Here is a 17,659-nt window from a genome sequence, read left to right as displayed (position 1 = left end):
TTTAAAAGCCGTAATTCGTTACGGCTTTTTTACGCCTGAAATTTACCTTTTACCGGTAGAAAAAATAACATTTTTTTTAGTCCATTGTTTTTTTTTCATAACTTTAATTCTTCAATTTGCAGAAGAAAAAAAATCAGAGTACAATAAGATAATCTAACCTCTTTAATAATAAAATTATGGTAGTACAGTATCAGGGAGAACAACACGGAAAAGCGACAACATTTACAATAAGAATCATAGGAAACAATTTATCTAAAAGTAGTTCGAATTACCAGATTGATTTATTGGTTGGGGACAAACAATTGCCAACTTTTACAACGGGAATTCATCAGAGTTTGTCCAATTGTTTAAAAGAGATCTATTTGTTCAGAAAGCACAATGGTATTGTATTTCAGCCTTCGTCAGAAAAAGTAGCGCCGCTTTTAGTTCCTTATGATCAGGTTTTATACAATTATAATAAATATGCTTTGTTTATGGCTTAGGCCGAAGTTTGTTTATCGCAAAATATTTAGAAAGACTGTCTTTAGGGCAGTCTTTTTTTTGTTTTATAATGCGGCTTTTGAATTAAAGTTTTTATATTTTTTTCTTTTGGGTATTTCTGTTTCATAAATTTTATTATGTTTGCTAAATCGATTTAGCAACACTCAGAACCCTTTTGTTTATGAAGAAAATTCTTTTAACCTGCTTTTTTATTATTGTTTCGAATGCATGGATCAATGCTCAGGAACTGAAGTCTCCCGATGGGAACTTGATATTGACATTCAATTTAAATACAGAGGGTGCTCCGATTTATGCTCTAGCCTATAAGAAAAAAGAAGTCATCAAAGAAAGCAGATTGGGTTTTATTTTAAAGTCGGATATCAAAATGAATAAAGGTTTTCAGATTGCAGGAACAAAAAAACAATCAGAAGACAGTTCTTGGAAACCAGTACTAGGAGAGCAGAAAGAAATTAGAAATCAGTACAATGAATTGAAAGCTGATTTGATACAGGAAAAGAGCAAACGAAAGATATCCATTTATTTCCGTCTGTTCAATGATGGTTTGGGATTTCGATATGAGTTTCCGGTACAGGATAATCTGCGTCATTTTGTGATTCAGGAAGAAACTACCGAGTTTAATTTAACGGGAGATCATAAGCTTTTTTGGATTCCGGGGGATTATGATACAAACGAGTACAGTTATACCACTTCAAAAATTTCGGAGATGCAATCTTTGATGTACAATGCTGCTCACGTTTCGATGGCAGCACAAACAACGATTAAAAATCTGGCTACGCAAACGCCTTTGATGATGAAGACTAATGACGGACTTTATATTAATATTCATGAAGCAGCTTTAAAAAATTATCCGGCAATGTGTCTTAATGTTGATGATAAGGCTTATTCGCTGAATTCACATTTGGTTCCAGATGCTGTTGGGAATAAAGGATACCTTCAAACCGGAAGTTTTACGCCCTGGAGAACGATTGTGGTGAGTGATGATGCGCGAAATATTCTGGCTTCAAAAATGATTTTAAATCTGAATGAGCCATGTGCATTTGATGATACCTCATGGATTAAACCAGTAAAATACATTGGAGTTTGGTGGGAATATTTTACCGGAGGAGGATCTACCTGGGCGTATTCGGATGATCAGGATGTGGTGATTGGTACGACTGATTTTTCTAAATTGAAACCCAATGCAACACATGGGGCCAATACAAAACACGTGAAAGACTATATAGATTTTGCTGCTACAAATGGTTTTGATGCCGTCCTGGTAGAAGGTTGGAATGAAGGATGGGAAGATAATACCGCTTTTAAAAAAGAGCGTATTTATAGTTTTACCAAAGCCTATCCCGACTTTGATGTAAAAGATTTGAGTTTGTATGCGAACCAAAAAGGAGTGAAAATCATCATGCATCATGAAACGACTTCTTCAATTGCAGAATACGAACGACAATTGCATGATGCCCTAGATTTCATGGTTGATAATAAGTACAATGCTGTAAAGACGGGTTATGTAGGGCCAATTATTCCCAGAGGAGAACATCATGACGGACAGCAAATGGTCAATCATTATACCTATGTAGCCAAAGAGGCGGCAAAGCATAAAATCATGGTAGATTCCCATGAAGCAGTTCGCCCGACCGGATTGCATCGTACCTATCCCAACTGGTTTGCGCAGGAATCAGCTCGCGGAACTGAGTTTGAGGCTATGGAAGGAATTCACCCGGACCATACTACAATCTTGCCGTTTACACGACTTATGGGAGGTCCGATGGATTATACACCGGGAATTTTCCAGGGAGATTTATCGGTATACGGATCAAAGAAAAACAAACTGAGTACCACATTAACAAAGCAGCTGGCTCTTTATGTGACCATGTACAGTCCGTTACAGATGGCGGCCGACTTACCTGAAAACTATATGCGTTTCAAGGATGCTTTTCAGTTTATAAAAGAGGTCGCATTAGACTGGGATGAAAGTTACATTCTCGAAGCCGAACCGGGCGATTATATAACAATAGCCAGAAAAACCAAAGGAAAAGAAGAATGGTTTGTAGGCGGAATCACAGATGAAAATCCGCGCACCGCTTTGATTGATTTTAGCTTTTTGCCTGCTGGTAAATCCTATAGTGCAACGATTTATGAGGACGGAAAAACGGCAGATTATAAAACCAATCCGCAATCGTATAACATTCGTAAAGTGACAGTAAACAGTAAAACGAAACTAAAGCAAAAACTTGCTTCCAGTGGTGGAGTTGCTATTTCTATTAAGTAAGAAGTAAGAAGTGGTACACGGATTCCACAGATTCGCTAAAGCGAAAACGCGGATTAAACTGATTTAAAAAACAGCTAAAAAAAATCTGCATTATCTGCCTAATCTGCGAGAGAAAAAATTTAGGCATAGAATTAAAAAACCTTCCAATCCGTGGCAAAAAATAATAAATAACCAGAGGACGAGACCAATCCGTTCCTCTCAATGACATAAAAAATGAGCATGAAAATTTATCCTTTACAATTTGAACCTATTCTAAAAGAAAGAATCTGGGGAGGTGAAAAACTAAAAACAATTCTGAATAAACCCATCACATCAAAAATTACAGGAGAAAGCTGGGAGTTGTCTACCGTAGAAGGAGATGTAAGCATTGTTGCCAACGGAGCATTAAAAGGGCAATCGTTAACCGATCTAATTGACCAATCACCAAATAAAATTTTAGGAACAGCAGTTTACGAACGATATGGAAATCAGTTTCCTTTGTTGTTTAAATACCTGGACGCAAGAGAAGATTTGTCAATACAAGTGCATCCGAATGATCAATTGGCCAAAGAACGTCATAATTCTTTTGGTAAAACCGAAATGTGGTATGTGATGCAGGCGGATGCCGATGCAAGAATTATTGTTGGTTTTAAAGAAGATTCAAGCAAAGAAGAATATCTGGAGAATCTTAACAATAAAACACTAGTTTCGATTCTGGATGATGTAAAAGCCAAAGCCGGTGATGTTTTCTTTTTGGAAACGGGAACTGTTCACGCGATAGGTGCAGGACTGGTTGTGGCGGAAATTCAACAGACATCAGACATAACGTACCGTTTGTACGATTTTGACCGCACAGATGCTCAGGGGAATAAAAGAGAATTGCATGTTGATCTGGCATTGGATGCAATCAATTATAAGAAAGTCAATACGCAAAAAAGATATGAAACTGCCGTAAACAGATCAAATGTGATGGTAGATTGCCCTTATTTTACCACCAACTTTCTTCCGCTTGACGGAACATTGGAAATAAGTAAAAAAGGAACAAGTTTTACCGTTTACATGTGTACCGAAGGCAATTTTGAAATTCGCTATGAAAATGTAAATTATCAGTACAAACAAGGTGATACCGTCCTGATTCCGGCAGGAATGCACAGTTACGCCATAAAAGGGAAAGCTTCAATTTTAGAAGTATACATCGCGTAAAGAAAGTCAAGAGAAATATTTTTGTCACGTTACAGGTTTTTAAATAGACTCATCAAGACTTTATCGTTTTGAAAAATAGAGAATTGAAGAGAATTCATATTAAAAAAATAGCGATTTTCAGGAAGTAGAAAAAATGATTAATGGAGAAAATACCTGTAAATACTGATGATTATATGTTTAATTAACTTTAAAATAATGATTTGTATAAAAAAAATATTTACAAAATCGTTTTAGTAACTCTTTTTATATATATTTGTGATATAATTAATAACTGCTTAATAAAAAATTAACTTATTTGATGAAAAAGATTACTATTAAGGATATTGCTACAGAGGCTCAGGTATCCATATCTACTGTATCTTTTGTCATCAACGGTAAAGGGGAGAAAATGGGCATTAGTCCGGCGGTAATCAAAAAGGTACAGGAAGTGGCCGAAAAGCTCAATTACAGGCCAAGTATGATTGCGACCAGCCTTAGAACCGGGAAAACCAGATCTATTGGACTTATAGTCGAAGATATCTCGAATCAGTTCTTTGCAGATCTTGCCAGAGTTATAGAAGATGAAGCTAAGAGCATTGATTACAGAGTTTTTTATTGCAGTACAGGAGGAGATGACGGACGTTCTGAAGAATTAATACATAGTTTGTTGCAGGCAAATGTAGACGGCTTTATTGTGACGCCAACGCAGAATTTAGAAAATAGTATTGACCTTCTTTTAAAGTTAAAAAAACCGGTAGTATTAATCGACAGGTATTTTCCGGGACAAAGAGTGAGTCATGTGGTGATGGACAATTATGAAGCCTCCAATTCGGCTGCAAAATTTCTGATCAGTAAAGGACGCAAAAATATTGCGGTGGTAAATAATACATCCGAGATGATTCAGATGAAGCTTCGTGAGGATGGATACAGAGATGCTTTGAAGGAAGCAGAAATGTACAACCCGTCACTTGTTCTCCACATGGATTACCATACGAATGAAGAAACAAGAATCGCCGGAATAATTGGTTTTTTTGAGAAAAACCCTGAGATTGATGCCGTTTTGTTTTTAGCAAATTACATGGGACTTGCAGGACTTCAGGCTTTTAGAAGAATGGGGGTTAAGATTCCGGAAGACATTTCGGTTATTAGTTTTGACGACCACGACAGTTTTAAATTGCATACACCGACTATAACTGTTATTGCACAGCCCATAGAAGATATCGCTGTGAAATCCATCCAGTTGTTAATGAGTCAGATGACTGATATGGAAAAATTTGAAATAGAAAAAAGTCTTAAAAAAGGAAAATTGATTGTTAGAGAATCGGTTTAAAATTTTGAGAAAAAAAATAAAAAAGAAAAGAAACGGTTCGTTTTTTTTTAACCGTTTTACTAAATCGTTTTAGTAAATTTTAGATCAATTAAATTGGAAATGAGTTATGTTTCTGATCAGTTTACGATATCGATTTCTTAAAAGAGTGCTTATAAACATGACTATAAATAAGGCCGGGATATTTATAAGGTGCAAACCTTATAAGTATCCTAATTAAAAAGGAGTTCAAAATTTTTATTAATTATTTAAAACAATCAAATTTAAAACAATCACAAAAATCAAAACAAACAAATAACCAAAAAAAAATGCTTATGAAACGAATATTGGCAGTGTTAGGAATGGTGTTGTTAAGCAGCTTAGGAGCTGTGGCGCAAAACCGATTGATAACAGGCATAGTGGCTGATGCAGAGAACAAGGGAATTGTTGCTGCATCGATTGAGGTTCAGGGAAAACCGTTTAGTGCAATTACTGATGCGGAAGGCCGATTTAAAATGAATGTTCCTGAAGGACCGGTTACTTTAAATGTATCTTCTATAGGTTTTACACCGCAGTCGATAGTATTGCAGCAAAACCAAAACAAAATTTCAGTGGTATTAGTAGAAAATACTCAGGAATTAAAAGATGTTGTAGTAACGTCATTTGGAGTTAAAAAACAAAAGAAAAGTTTAGGTTATGCAGTTGGAGAATTGAAAGGCGATGAACTGACAAAAAATAAGGAAATTAACTTAGGAAATGCTCTTCAGGGAAAAATTGCCGGAGTTAACGTTTCTGCGCCAGTTACGGGACCGGGAGGATCCAGTCGTGTAGTAATTCGTGGAGCAACTTCGGCTTCAGGATTGAACCAGCCTTTGTATGTTGTCGATGGTATTCCAATTGATAACAGTCAGCAAGGAAACGCAGGAATGTGGGGAGGAGCTGATAAAGGAGACGGTATGTCTTCCTTTAATCCTGATGATATCGCGTCTATGTCGGTATTAAAAGGTAGTGCGGCTTCTGCTCTTTACGGATACAGAGGATCAAACGGTGTAATTTTAATTACAACCAAAAAAGGAAAGAGCGGAACAGGAATAGGAGTAGATTTTAGTACTAACGCTACATTTAACACGCCTGCAAGTTTATTAAACTGGCAAGATAAATATGGAGCGGGAGCACCGGTAAACGGCGTAGCTACAAGATTTAATAACCTACAGGAACTTAGAGATTCTTACTATTTTGCGTGGGGAGACAAATACGATGGAACACCATCTCTTGGTATTGATGGAACGACCAGACCTTATCAGGCTTACGGAAAAAATAATGTTGAAAATTTCTACAGAACCGGATTTTCTTCCAGTAATACTTTAGCAATTTCGGGAGGAAGCGAAACTACTAATTTCAGATTGTCTTTCGGAAACACCAAAGACGAATCTATTTTGCCGGGAACAAACTTTGGTAGAAATAACATTTCTTTAAGTTTAAATTCAGCAGTAAATAAAAAAATAAGCATCGAGACTAACGCTCAGTATATCACAGAGAAAAATCACAATAGACCTTATTTAAATGATTCGCCAAGAAACCCTTCTTTCCCAACCACTTTCCTGACACCGGGTACCGATATCAGATGGATTAGTAACGGTTTTGATGCAAATGGCGGAGAGGCAGATTATTTTGGAGCAAATGTTTATCATACAAACCCTTATTATGCAACACAATCACCTTTAAATGATGATCTTAGAAAACGTTTTATTGGTTCTGCAAAGGTAAATTACAACATCACCGACAAAATTTACGCAAAAGGTGTTATTGGAGTGGATGATATTAATTATGAGTATACTGAAATTGAACCAACAGGAATTAACTATAATCCTGGAGGGTCTTACGAGAACAGAATCGAAAACCGTTCAGAATACAATGCTTCGGCTTATTTAGGATATAAAGGCGATATCGCTAAAAACTTGTCATTAGATGCTTTCATTGGAGCTAACCGTCAACACAACAGGTTTAGTGGAATAAAAATGAAAGGGAATAACTTTATTGTTCCGTTCCAATATTTCTATGGAAATACACAACCGGCTCAAACAGAGAAATTATTTGGTGAAACCGAAGTAAACTCTCTTTTCTATTCAGCCGATTTAGGATACAAAGATTTCTTATATCTTAGTTTAACAGGTCGTGAAGACTGGTTCTCTACTTTAGATCCATCCAGCAACAGCACGTTTTACCCATCTGTAAGTTCAAGTTTTATTTACTCTGAAATAATCGATTTACCAAAATGGATGTCTTATGGAAAGTTAAGAGCAGGTTGGGGTAACGTAGGAGGTGGATTGCAGGAAGCTTATGCCTTATCTTTGAATTATACTGCACCAGATGGACAAACCGATGCTTTGGGACAACCAATTTTGGGTGTTAAAGGAGAAACAGTTCCGAACAAATTTTTAAAGCCTTATAATGTAACTACAATCGAGTTTGGTTTTGAAAATACCTTCTTCAATAACAGAGTAAGTACAGATTTGACTTTCTACAGCAAAAAAACGACAAATGATATTACGGATGCTGATATTTCTCAAGCTTCAGGTTACAGAACTACTAAAATTAACGTGGGAGAAATCCTGAACAAAGGGGTTGAATTTGCCATCAATGTAAAAGCAGTTAAAACACCAAGCTTCTCCTGGAGTGTAGGATATAATTTTGCTTATAACAATAGTGAGGTTCTTAATCTTTCAGACAAGATTACAACCAAATCATTGGAAGGAAACAGAGACGGAAGAGCTTCTGTGGTGTTAGAAAAAGGACAGCCTTTCGGAGTAATCAAAGCATATGACTATTTAAGAGATGCTAACGGAAATATAGTAATCGACACTAATGGTAAATTCCTGAGAGGAAACCTGATTATTGCAGGACAAGGTGTTGCACCAACTTCAATGGGACTTTCAAATGACTTCCAGTACAAAAACTTTACACTTTCCGTTTTTGTGGATGCTAAATTTGGAGGAGAGATTTATTCTGCGACCAACCAGTTAGGAACCCGCTACGGATTAACGGAAGAAACAGTTTCTGGCCGTGAAGGTGGAGTTGCAGTAAAAGGAACAGATGTTAACGGAAATGCAGTAAACACAACTGTTTCTGCTTATGATTATTGGAGAAGCTATAGCGATGTAACTTCAAATTTTGTGTACGATGCCGATTTTGTGAAACTAAGAGCCATTTCATTTAGCTATAATTTTCCAAAAACATATTTGTCAAAAACCCCATTCCAAGCGATCAGCTTAGCGTTTTCAGCACATAATTTATGGACGATTTACGACAAAGTTCCAAACATTGACCCGGAATCCAACTATTCTAATAGTAATGCGCAAGGTATGGAAAGAGCTTCTATGCCTTTGACCAGAAACTATGGAGTAACGCTTAATGTGAAATTTTAATAATCAAACCGAAAGATGAAAAATAAATATATAAAAATATTTTGTATCGCAATTGTGGGGGCAATGACATTGGCTTCATGCGATAAAGGATTCGAAGAGTTAAACAAGAATCCAAATGCTTTGCTTGATCCGGCTGTAAAATCAATGTTTACACTTGCCGAGATCTACGTTGACGGACAGGATTTTTCAAATACCAGAGGAAATAATCTGTATGCGGCACAAATCGTTCAGCAATTTTCTTCATTAGGAGGACCAGGTTCAAAATATAGTTATTCTCCGGAATACTCTGCGGCACTTTTTGGAGAGTCGTACGGTAAAGGATTGAATCAGATTTTTCAATTGATGTCGGTTGCAAAAGACGCACCGGAAAACTCAAATATGATTCAGGCTTGTAGAATCATGAAAGTGTTTATGTTTCAAAAATTGACAGATACTTACGGTGAAGTTCCTTATTTTGATGCAGGTAAAGGATACAATGGAAACGTTTTTGCTCCGAAATATGACACGCAGGAAGCTATCTACAATGATCTTTTAAAAGAATTAGACGAGGCAGGTGATGCTTTAGACGCTAATAAACCATTCGTAGGGAATGCCGATTTGTACTACCAAAGTAATGTAGCCAAATGGAAAAAACTGGCCAACTCTTTAATGTTGAGAGTAGCGATGCGTTTATCAAAAGTAAATCCTGCCAAAGCAAAACAATACGTAGAGAAAGCAGTATCGAAAGGAGTTTTTACTTCAAATGATGATAGTCTTGTTTTAAAACATGATTCAGGTCCGGTTGGGGTTAAAACCAATCCAATTACCTCTTCATGGGTTCAAAATGATCTGAACAAAGGAGAGGCGAATATTAAATTCAGTAAAACATATATCGATGCGTTGAAAAACAATAACGATCCGCGTTTAAGAATTTATGCTAAACTGGAAGCTTCAGGAAACAACAATCCGGCAAGTCAGCAAGGTCTTGCTAATGATGCTAAAGAATTTCCGGGTGGAGACAAAAAGAAGTTCTCAGATCCTAACACTTCTACAGTATTACGCTTAGATGCTCCTACTTTAATTATGTCCTACGCTGAGGTTCAGTTTATATTGGCAGAAGCAGCAGTAAAAGGATGGAGTGTTGGAGGAAATGCACAAAAGTTTTATGAAGACGGTGTAAAAGCAGCTATGGAAGTGCTTACTATTTTTGGCGACAAAGTACCGGCAGTTACGTCTGCAGAATATACCGCTTATATTACTGCAAATCCGTTTAAAGCGGCAGGAACCGAAGCTCAGAAAATCGAACAGATTATCACTCAAAAATGGATTGTATTACTATTCAATGGTTTTGAAGCATTTTCAGAATACAGAAGAACAGGATATCCGGTTTTAGTTCCGGTAAATGATCCAACAGGAGAAACAAAAGGAACTATACCAAGAAGATTAATCTACGATCAGTCAGAATTGATTACCAATTCCGCTAATTATAAAGAAGCAATTGCTCGCCAGGGGTTGGATTTAATGACAACCAGAATCTGGTGGGACAAGCAATAGTTTTATGCGTTAGGTGAGTTAGTTGAGTTAAGCCGGGTAGGGATACCTGTACCTCCCGGCTTATTTTTTAATTTTCTGTTTGATTTTCACTAAATTAGAGGAGTTGTATCCGAAAAAGTTCCATAAATCTTAATCCCTTTTTTTCGCAAAAGAAATTAGCTTCTGCTGAAAAAGATGGAATTATCATCCAAAGAACATCACAATTAGGACAGACTTTTAGGAAATCGAAAATCAGAAATCGAGAGTTTAAAATCAACGATCTAAAATGAATTAAAGCTTGGCAGCCGTAAAAAAAGGAAATGATTTCAGAGTATTTTGTTAGTTACTTTTATTCCGTATTAAACCCTTAAGCGAGAAGGAAATAATTAAAAAATAATTATCCTTCTCCAACTGCCGGCGACAGCATTAAAAAAATACAATAATTTATTATTCAGCGAAAATGGAGTATACAAAAAGATTTTATTGGTTTGTCGGCGTTTGTCTCGCCAATTTTTCATTGGCGGCAAATGCCCAAAACAAAGATTTGAAAACCGGCTGGCGGTATCGGGAGACTAAAACTACCCAATGGTACCCTGCAACAGTTCCAGGAGAAATACATACCGATTTACTGAACAATAAAACCATACCGGATCCATTTTACCGGGATAATGAAAAAAAACTGACCTGGATTGAAAAGAAAGACTGGGAATATAAAACCACTTTCAAAGTAAGCGCGGAAACTTTAAAAAAGAAAAACACCGACCTCGTTTTTGACGGATTGGATACTTACGCCACCGTTTATCTGAACAATCAGCTGGTTTTAAAAGCCGATAATATGTTCCTGCAATGGCGTGTTGATGTAAAAAAGATATTAAAATCAGGAAACAACGATTTGGTTATTGTCTTCAAATCGGCACAAAATGTAGTCGATTCCTTGGCTAAGAAAGATTTACCGTTTGTAATTCCGGACAATCCGCGTGCGTATGTGCGTAAAGCGCAATATCATTTTGGATGGGACTGGGGACCAAAATTCACCACTTGCGGAATCTGGAAAACCCCTCGTTTAGAAGCTTATGATAAAAAAGAAGCTGAGAAACCGTATGTGTTAGATCGTAAAATCGAGTTGGTTCAGGAACCGGATAAGGTAGGTAAAACCTTTTATTTTAAAATAGATGGAAAACCGGTCTATATGAAAGGGGCCAATTACATTCCGTCAGATGCATTTCTTTCCAGAGTGACCAAAAAAGAATATGAAAAAGTAATCGGTATGGCCAAAGATGCCAATATGAATATGCTTCGCGTATGGGGAGGTGGTATTTATGAAGACGATTATTTCTACGATTTATGTGATAAAAATGGTATCTACGTTTGGCAGGATTTTATGTTTGCCGGAACAATGGTGCCGGGAGATGATGCTTTTTTTGCCAATGTAAAAAAAGAAGTTCAGTATCAGGTAAAACGTTTACGCCATCATAAGAGTATTGTTTTGTGGTGTGGAAATAATGAAATCGACGAAGCCTTTAAAGATTGGGGATGGCAAAAAAGCATGAAAATGCCTAAGCAGGACTCTATTCGTTTATGGAAAGATTACGTTCGTTTGTTTCAGGACAGCATCCCAAAATGGGTAAAAGAAGTAGATGATAAACGACCATATATTAGTTCTTCACCATCATTCCACTGGTCGAAAGCAAAAAGTTTAACCGAAGGTGACAGCCATTATTGGGGAACCTGGTGGGGATTGGAAGATGTTGAAGCCGTACAAAATAAAACAGGACGTTTTGTGAGCGAATACGGAATGCAGGCGATGCCCAATTATTCGTCGATCGAAAGATTTACAAAAGCTGAAGATAGATATTTATATTCCGATATCTTACAGGCACATCAAAAAGCCGGAAAAGGATTCATGAAATTAGATTCGTATCTGAACCGATATTTCATAGATTCTACCAAAATAAAGAAAATGAATGTCGAGGATTATACGTATCTCACACAGTGTTTACAATATTATTCCCTTAAAAACATTATCGGTATCCATCGTTCGAAAGCACCTTACAATATGGGAACATTGGTTTGGCAGCTTAACGATTGCTGGCCGGTAGCAAGCTGGAGCGTTACCGATTATTACGACCGACAGCCGAAAGCAGCATGGTACGCCATGAAAGAAGCCTACCGTGATGATAAAACGCCGGAAATTGATTTAACCCGTCCGATCAATCTAAAATTGGAAGACCCAAAAATCACCTGGCAGGTAAAAGGAAATAAGGTGATTCTAAAAGCTTCGAAATTTGCCAAATACGTCAACGTTTCGATAAAAGGATATACCGGAAAGTGGAGCGACAACTATTTCGATTTGAAAGAAGGAGAAGAGAAAACCATCACGTTTGAAGGTGCGATAGCAAAGCCGATTATTAGAGTTTATTCTCTATATGATGTTCTTAAAAGGTACTAAGTCTTCTAGGTACTAAGCCTTCTAGGTACTAAGGTTCTGAGATGCTGAGGTTCTGAGATTTTTTAGTTACAAAGTTGCAAAGGTTCAAAGCGACAAAGGTTTTTAACAGAGGTGGAGTGCGTTTGCTTGGCGGACTTTGCGTAAATCGTTGCGCGCTTTGCGGTTAAATTTTTAGGTTAAATTTTAAAAAACAGCTGTGTAAATCAGTGTCATCCGTGACCAATCAACACAAGTCAATAAAAAAATAATATGTTTACAAAATATAACAAAATAGCTTTTAGCGGCATTTTAGCTTTAAATCTATTTTTTGCCAATCCGGTTGTTTCACAGCAAAAGAAGGCAAAACAAACCAATTTAGATTATACTCAATATGTAAATCCGTTTATAGGTTCTGCGGGTCATGGACACGTATTTGTGGGAGCCAATGTTCCTTTTGGAGCAGTACAACTGGGGCCTGTAAATGTTTTTGAAGGCTGGGATTGGTGCAGCGGATACAACTATGCCAGCAACACCATTTTGGGTTTCACACATACCCATTTGAGCGGAACGGGAATTGGAGATTTAAATGATATTCTTTTGTTGCCGGTATCCGGAAAAGTGCCGCTTACCAAAGGAATAAAAGAAGATATGACTACGGGTTATGGTTCTTATTTCTCTCATAAAAATGAAGTAAGCAAGGCCGGATATTACAGCGTTATCTTAGACAAATATAAAATTAAAGCAGAGCTGACAGCCACCGAAAGAGTTGGTTTTCATAAGTATACTTTTAATTCCACTACTGATAATCATGTTTTACTGGATCTTGCAGACGGAATTGGCTGGGACAAACCGGTTAAAACGTTTATCAAAAAAATCAATGAAACCACGCTTGTGGGTTATCGTTATTCTGCTGGCTGGGCTGCCGATCAGCGTGTTTTTTTCACAATGGAATTTTCCGAGCCAATATCTAATATGGCATTGTATGACAGCACCACTGCGGTTGCAGGAAACGAAGGAGAAGCACTAAAAATGAAAGCTGTTTTGGATTTTAAAACATTAAAAAACAAACAGATTTTAGTAAAAGTCGGAATATCTCCGGTAAGTTATGAGAATGCTTCGGCAAATATTAAAGCTGAGATTCCGGGTTGGAATTTTGAGGCTGTAGCCAAAGAAGCAACTTCAAAATGGAACAAAGAACTGAACAAAATTCAGATCAAAGCCGACGATAAAACGATGAAAGTTTTTTACACGGCAATGTATCACACCATGTTTGCGCCTTCCATCTTTAATGATGTCACCGGCGATTACAGAGGGACCGATAAAAAAGTGTACGAAAAAGCAAATTTTACCAACTATACCACCTTCTCACTTTGGGATACGTATCGCGGACTGCATCCGTTGTACACCCTTACACAGCCCGACAAAATCAATGATATTGTGAAGTCGTTCCTGGCCATTTATGAGCAGCAGGGAAGATTACCGGTTTGGCATTTAATGGGGAATGAAACCAATACCATGAATGGAAATCACTCCATAGCGGTTATCGTTGATGCTTACATGAAAGGATACAGAGGATATGATGTTGCATTGGCCTATGAAGCCATCAAAAAAACAGCGATGCAAACCCGCGACGGAATGGATTACGTACAAAAACTGGAATATATTCCTGCCGATAAAATGGTGGAATCTGTTGGAAATGCTTTAGAATATGCTATCGATGATTACTGCGTAGCCTTAATGGCAAAAGATCTGAACAAAACCGAAGATTATAATTATTTCTCTAAAAGAGCCAATTTATACAAACTCTATTTCGACAAAGAAACTACGTTCATGAGAGGGAAATTAACCAATGGAAATTGGAGAACACCATTCAATCCGCTTTCATCAGCACATCGTAAAGATGATTATGTAGAAGGAAATGCCTGGCAGTACACCTGGTTAGTGCCACAGGATCCTTATGGTTTGATTGATTTGTTTGGAAGTGAAGACAAATTTTTGGCCAAATTAGATTCTCTTTTCTTAATCACAGACAAAGTAGAAGGCGAGGAAATCTCTCCGGATATTAGCGGTTTAATTGGTCAGTACGCACAAGGAAACGAACCGAATCACCATATTCCGTATTTATATGCCTACGCAGGTCAACCCTGGAAAACGGCAAAACTAATCCGTGAAATCGATGAGAAATTCTATTCGACGAAACCGGATGGACTATGCGGAAATGAAGATTTAGGACAAATGTCGGCCTGGTACGTTTTATCCTCCATGGGATTCTATTCGGTTAATCCGGCCAACGGAATTTATGTATTGGGAAGTCCGTTAGTGAATACAGCAACGATACATCATAAAGAAAGTATTTCGTTTACCCTGAAAGCAATCGATAATAGCAAAACAAATATTTATATCCAAAAAGCAGAGTACAACGGGAAACCTTACACAAAATCATATATCACACATGATATGATTGTAAAAGGAGGAGAATTGAAATTGTATATGGGAAGTAAACCGTCGATTACTTTTGGAGTAAAAAAAGAAGACAGACCGCTTTAGAATTGTAGATTTTAGAATAAAGAACAAAGAATAAAGAACAAAGAATAAAGAGTATAGATTTAAGAAATGTAGCGTGAGAAAAAATTGATCACAATGCACACCTCACATTTTACATTTTACAATACACATTATTTGAAAATAAAGAGATTTTAGATTTTTAGAAGAGATCAGTTACCGTTTTTAGCTTATAGCTTATAGCTTAAAGCCTAAAGCAAAAAAATAAAAACATGAAAATAAAGAGTTTACTTTTTTTAGGACTATTGCAATGCTTCGGTTTTGTCAATGCACAGATCAAAGCAGTAGATGCTGTCGAGTATGTAAATCCTTTAATGGGGACGCAGTCCTTACATAGCCTTTCAAACGGGAACACCTATCCGGCGATTTGCAGACCCTGGGGAATGAATTTCTGGACACCGCAAACCGGAAAAATGGGTGACGGTTGGGCTTATATTTATACTGCCGAGAAGATTAGAGGATTCAAACAAACACATCAACCCTCACCCTGGATGAACGATTACGGACAGTTTTCGATCATGCCGGTAACTGGTAAATTGGCTTTTACCGAAGACGAAAGAGCAAGCTGGTTCAGCCACAAAGCGGAGGTTTCAAAGCCCTATTATTATAACGTTTACCTAGCCGATTATGATGTAACTACAGAAATTACGACTACCGAAAGAGCGGCACATTTCCAGATCACCTTTCCGGAAAATGAGCAGTCTTCTATTGTGATCGATGCTTTTGACAAAGGATCTTACATCAAAATAATTCCGTCTGAGAATAAAATCATTGGGTATACAACTCGCAATAGTGGTGGAGTTCCGGAGAATTTCAAAAACTATTTTGTACTGCAATTCGATAAGCCTTTTGCCACTACTGCTGCCTGGCATGATAAAGTTTTGGAAAAAGACAAACTCGAATTAAAAGACAATCATGTAGGTGCTATTATTGGATTTAAAACTAAAAAAGGAGAAATCGTAAACGTAAAAGTTTCCTCTTCATTTATTAGTTTCGAACAGGCCGAATTGAATTTAAAGAACGAATTAGGTAACGCATCGTTTACCGAAACCGTAGCACAATCCAAACAGGAATGGAATAAAGTTTTAGGAAAACTAACCGCCGAAGGTGGAAGTGAAGAACAATTAAAAACATTCTATTCCTGCCTGTACCGCACCGTTTGTTTTCCGCAAAAGCAGTATGAGATAAATGCAAAAGGAGAAACAGTGCATTACAGTCCGTATAATGGAAAAGTATTGCCGGGTTATATGTATGCAGGAACAGGTTTTTGGGATACTTTCCGTGCCTTGTATCCTTTGTTAAATTTGGTTTATCCTTCGATCAATAAGGAAATGCAGGAAGGATTAATCAACGATTATAAAGAGGGTGGCTTTTTACCGGAATGGTCAAGCCCGGGATTCAGAGACGTGATGGTGGGAAACAATTCGGCCTCTGTAGTTTCAGATGCTTATATCAAAGGACTGCGCGATTATGACATCAATAAATTGTATGAAGCCTTATTGCATGGCGCTAATAACGAAGGACCTTTAGAAGCAGTAGGACGAAAAGGAGTATCCTATTACAATACTTTAGGATACGTTCCTTATGATGTGAAAATTAATGAAAATGCAGCAAGAACCTTAGAATATGCCTACGATGATTTTGCGATTTGGAAATTAGCTAAAGCACTAAACCGTCCTAAAAAAGAAATCAGTTTGTTCGAAAAAAGGATGATGAATTATAAGAATCTTTATAATCCTGAAATAGGATGGATGAGTGGTAGAAATAAAGATGGAAGTTTCCCGAAAAATTTTAATCCGCTAAAATGGGGAGATGCTTTTACAGAAGGTAATGCTTTGCATTACAGCTGGAGTGTATTTCATGATGTACAGGGCTTGATTGATTTAATGGGAGGACAGAAAAATTTCACAGCCAAATTAGACGCTGTTTTTACAACACCTCCTGTTTTTGATGATAGTTATTACGGATCCGTTATTCATGAAATTCGCGAAATGCAAATTATGAATATGGGACAATATGCCCATGGTAATCAGCCGATACAACACATGATTTATTTGTACAACTATTCAGGAGAGCCTTGGAAAACACAATATTGGTCAAGAGAAGTGATGAACCGTTTGTACAAACCCACTCCGGATGGTTATTGCGGAGATGAGGATAACGGACAAACTTCGGCCTGGTATATTTTCTCGGCTATGGGATTCTACCCGGTTTGCCCGGGAACCGATGAGTATGTGCTTGGAGCGCCTTTGTTCAAGAAAATTACGTTGGAGCTCGAAAACGGAAAACAATTGGTCATCAATGCGCCAAACAATTCAGCAGACAACAAATACGTTCAGGAATTAAAATGGAATAACACCACTCATACCAAAAACTTCATCAACCATTTTGAAGTATTAAAAGGAGGTGAATTCAATTTTGATATGAGCAGTAAACCTAATTTACAAAGAGGAACTTCGGCAAGTGCCTATCCATATTCTTATTCAACTTCAAAATAATAC

9 protein-coding genes are annotated in these 17,659 nt (G+C 37.2%); all 9 read left to right on the top strand.

Translation table 11 applies throughout. The annotated features are described in order from the left end of the window. The first annotated feature begins 176 nt into the window (after positions 1 to 176). Positions 177 to 482, top strand: a complete 306-nt coding sequence (locus FLA105534_RS10425) for a hypothetical protein (RefSeq protein ID WP_173966064.1) — start codon at positions 177 to 179, stop codon at positions 480 to 482. Between the two features lie 179 nt (positions 483 to 661). Further along, complete coding sequence (locus tag FLA105534_RS10420; protein ID WP_173966063.1) at positions 662 to 2,764, top strand: glycoside hydrolase family 97 protein; 2,103 nt, start codon at positions 662 to 664, stop codon at positions 2,762 to 2,764. Between the two features lie 213 nt (positions 2,765 to 2,977). After that, the gene (locus FLA105534_RS10415) at positions 2,978 to 3,946 is read left to right on the top strand and encodes a type I phosphomannose isomerase catalytic subunit (RefSeq protein ID WP_173966062.1); all 969 of its coding nucleotides are present in this window, start codon (positions 2,978 to 2,980) and stop codon (positions 3,944 to 3,946) included. A gap of 298 nt (positions 3,947 to 4,244) precedes the next feature. Next, positions 4,245 to 5,255 carry a LacI family DNA-binding transcriptional regulator gene (locus FLA105534_RS10410; RefSeq protein ID WP_173966061.1) on the top strand — a complete coding sequence of 337 codons (1,011 nt, stop codon included), beginning with the start codon at positions 4,245 to 4,247 and terminating at the stop codon, positions 5,253 to 5,255. A gap of 311 nt (positions 5,256 to 5,566) precedes the next feature. Then, positions 5,567 to 8,656: a SusC/RagA family TonB-linked outer membrane protein gene (locus FLA105534_RS10405; protein ID WP_246253214.1), complete on the top strand. Its 3,090-nt coding sequence runs from the start codon at positions 5,567 to 5,569 to the stop codon at positions 8,654 to 8,656. A 15-nt stretch (positions 8,657 to 8,671) separates the two neighbouring features. Next, a complete protein-coding gene (locus FLA105534_RS10400; protein ID WP_173966059.1) occupies positions 8,672 to 10,189 on the top strand; it encodes a SusD/RagB family nutrient-binding outer membrane lipoprotein in 1,518 nt (505 codons plus the stop codon). A 439-nt stretch (positions 10,190 to 10,628) separates the two neighbouring features. Next, complete coding sequence (locus FLA105534_RS10395) at positions 10,629 to 12,617, top strand: beta-mannosidase (RefSeq protein ID WP_173966058.1); 1,989 nt, start codon at positions 10,629 to 10,631, stop codon at positions 12,615 to 12,617. A 249-nt stretch (positions 12,618 to 12,866) separates the two neighbouring features. Continuing rightward, the gene (locus FLA105534_RS10390; RefSeq protein WP_173966057.1) at positions 12,867 to 15,143 is read left to right on the top strand and encodes a GH92 family glycosyl hydrolase; all 2,277 of its coding nucleotides are present in this window, start codon (positions 12,867 to 12,869) and stop codon (positions 15,141 to 15,143) included. Between the two features lie 227 nt (positions 15,144 to 15,370). Further along, a complete protein-coding gene (locus FLA105534_RS10385; RefSeq protein WP_173966056.1) occupies positions 15,371 to 17,656 on the top strand; it encodes a GH92 family glycosyl hydrolase in 2,286 nt (761 codons plus the stop codon). Positions 17,657 to 17,659 lie beyond the last annotated feature (3 nt).

It is taken from the genome of Flavobacterium collinsii, from assembly GCF_902804485.1.
Classification (GTDB): Bacteria; Bacteroidota; Bacteroidia; order Flavobacteriales; family Flavobacteriaceae; genus Flavobacterium; species Flavobacterium collinsii.
Note: the sequence above shows the minus strand (reverse complement) of the source record. Positions and strands in the feature narration are given on the sequence as shown.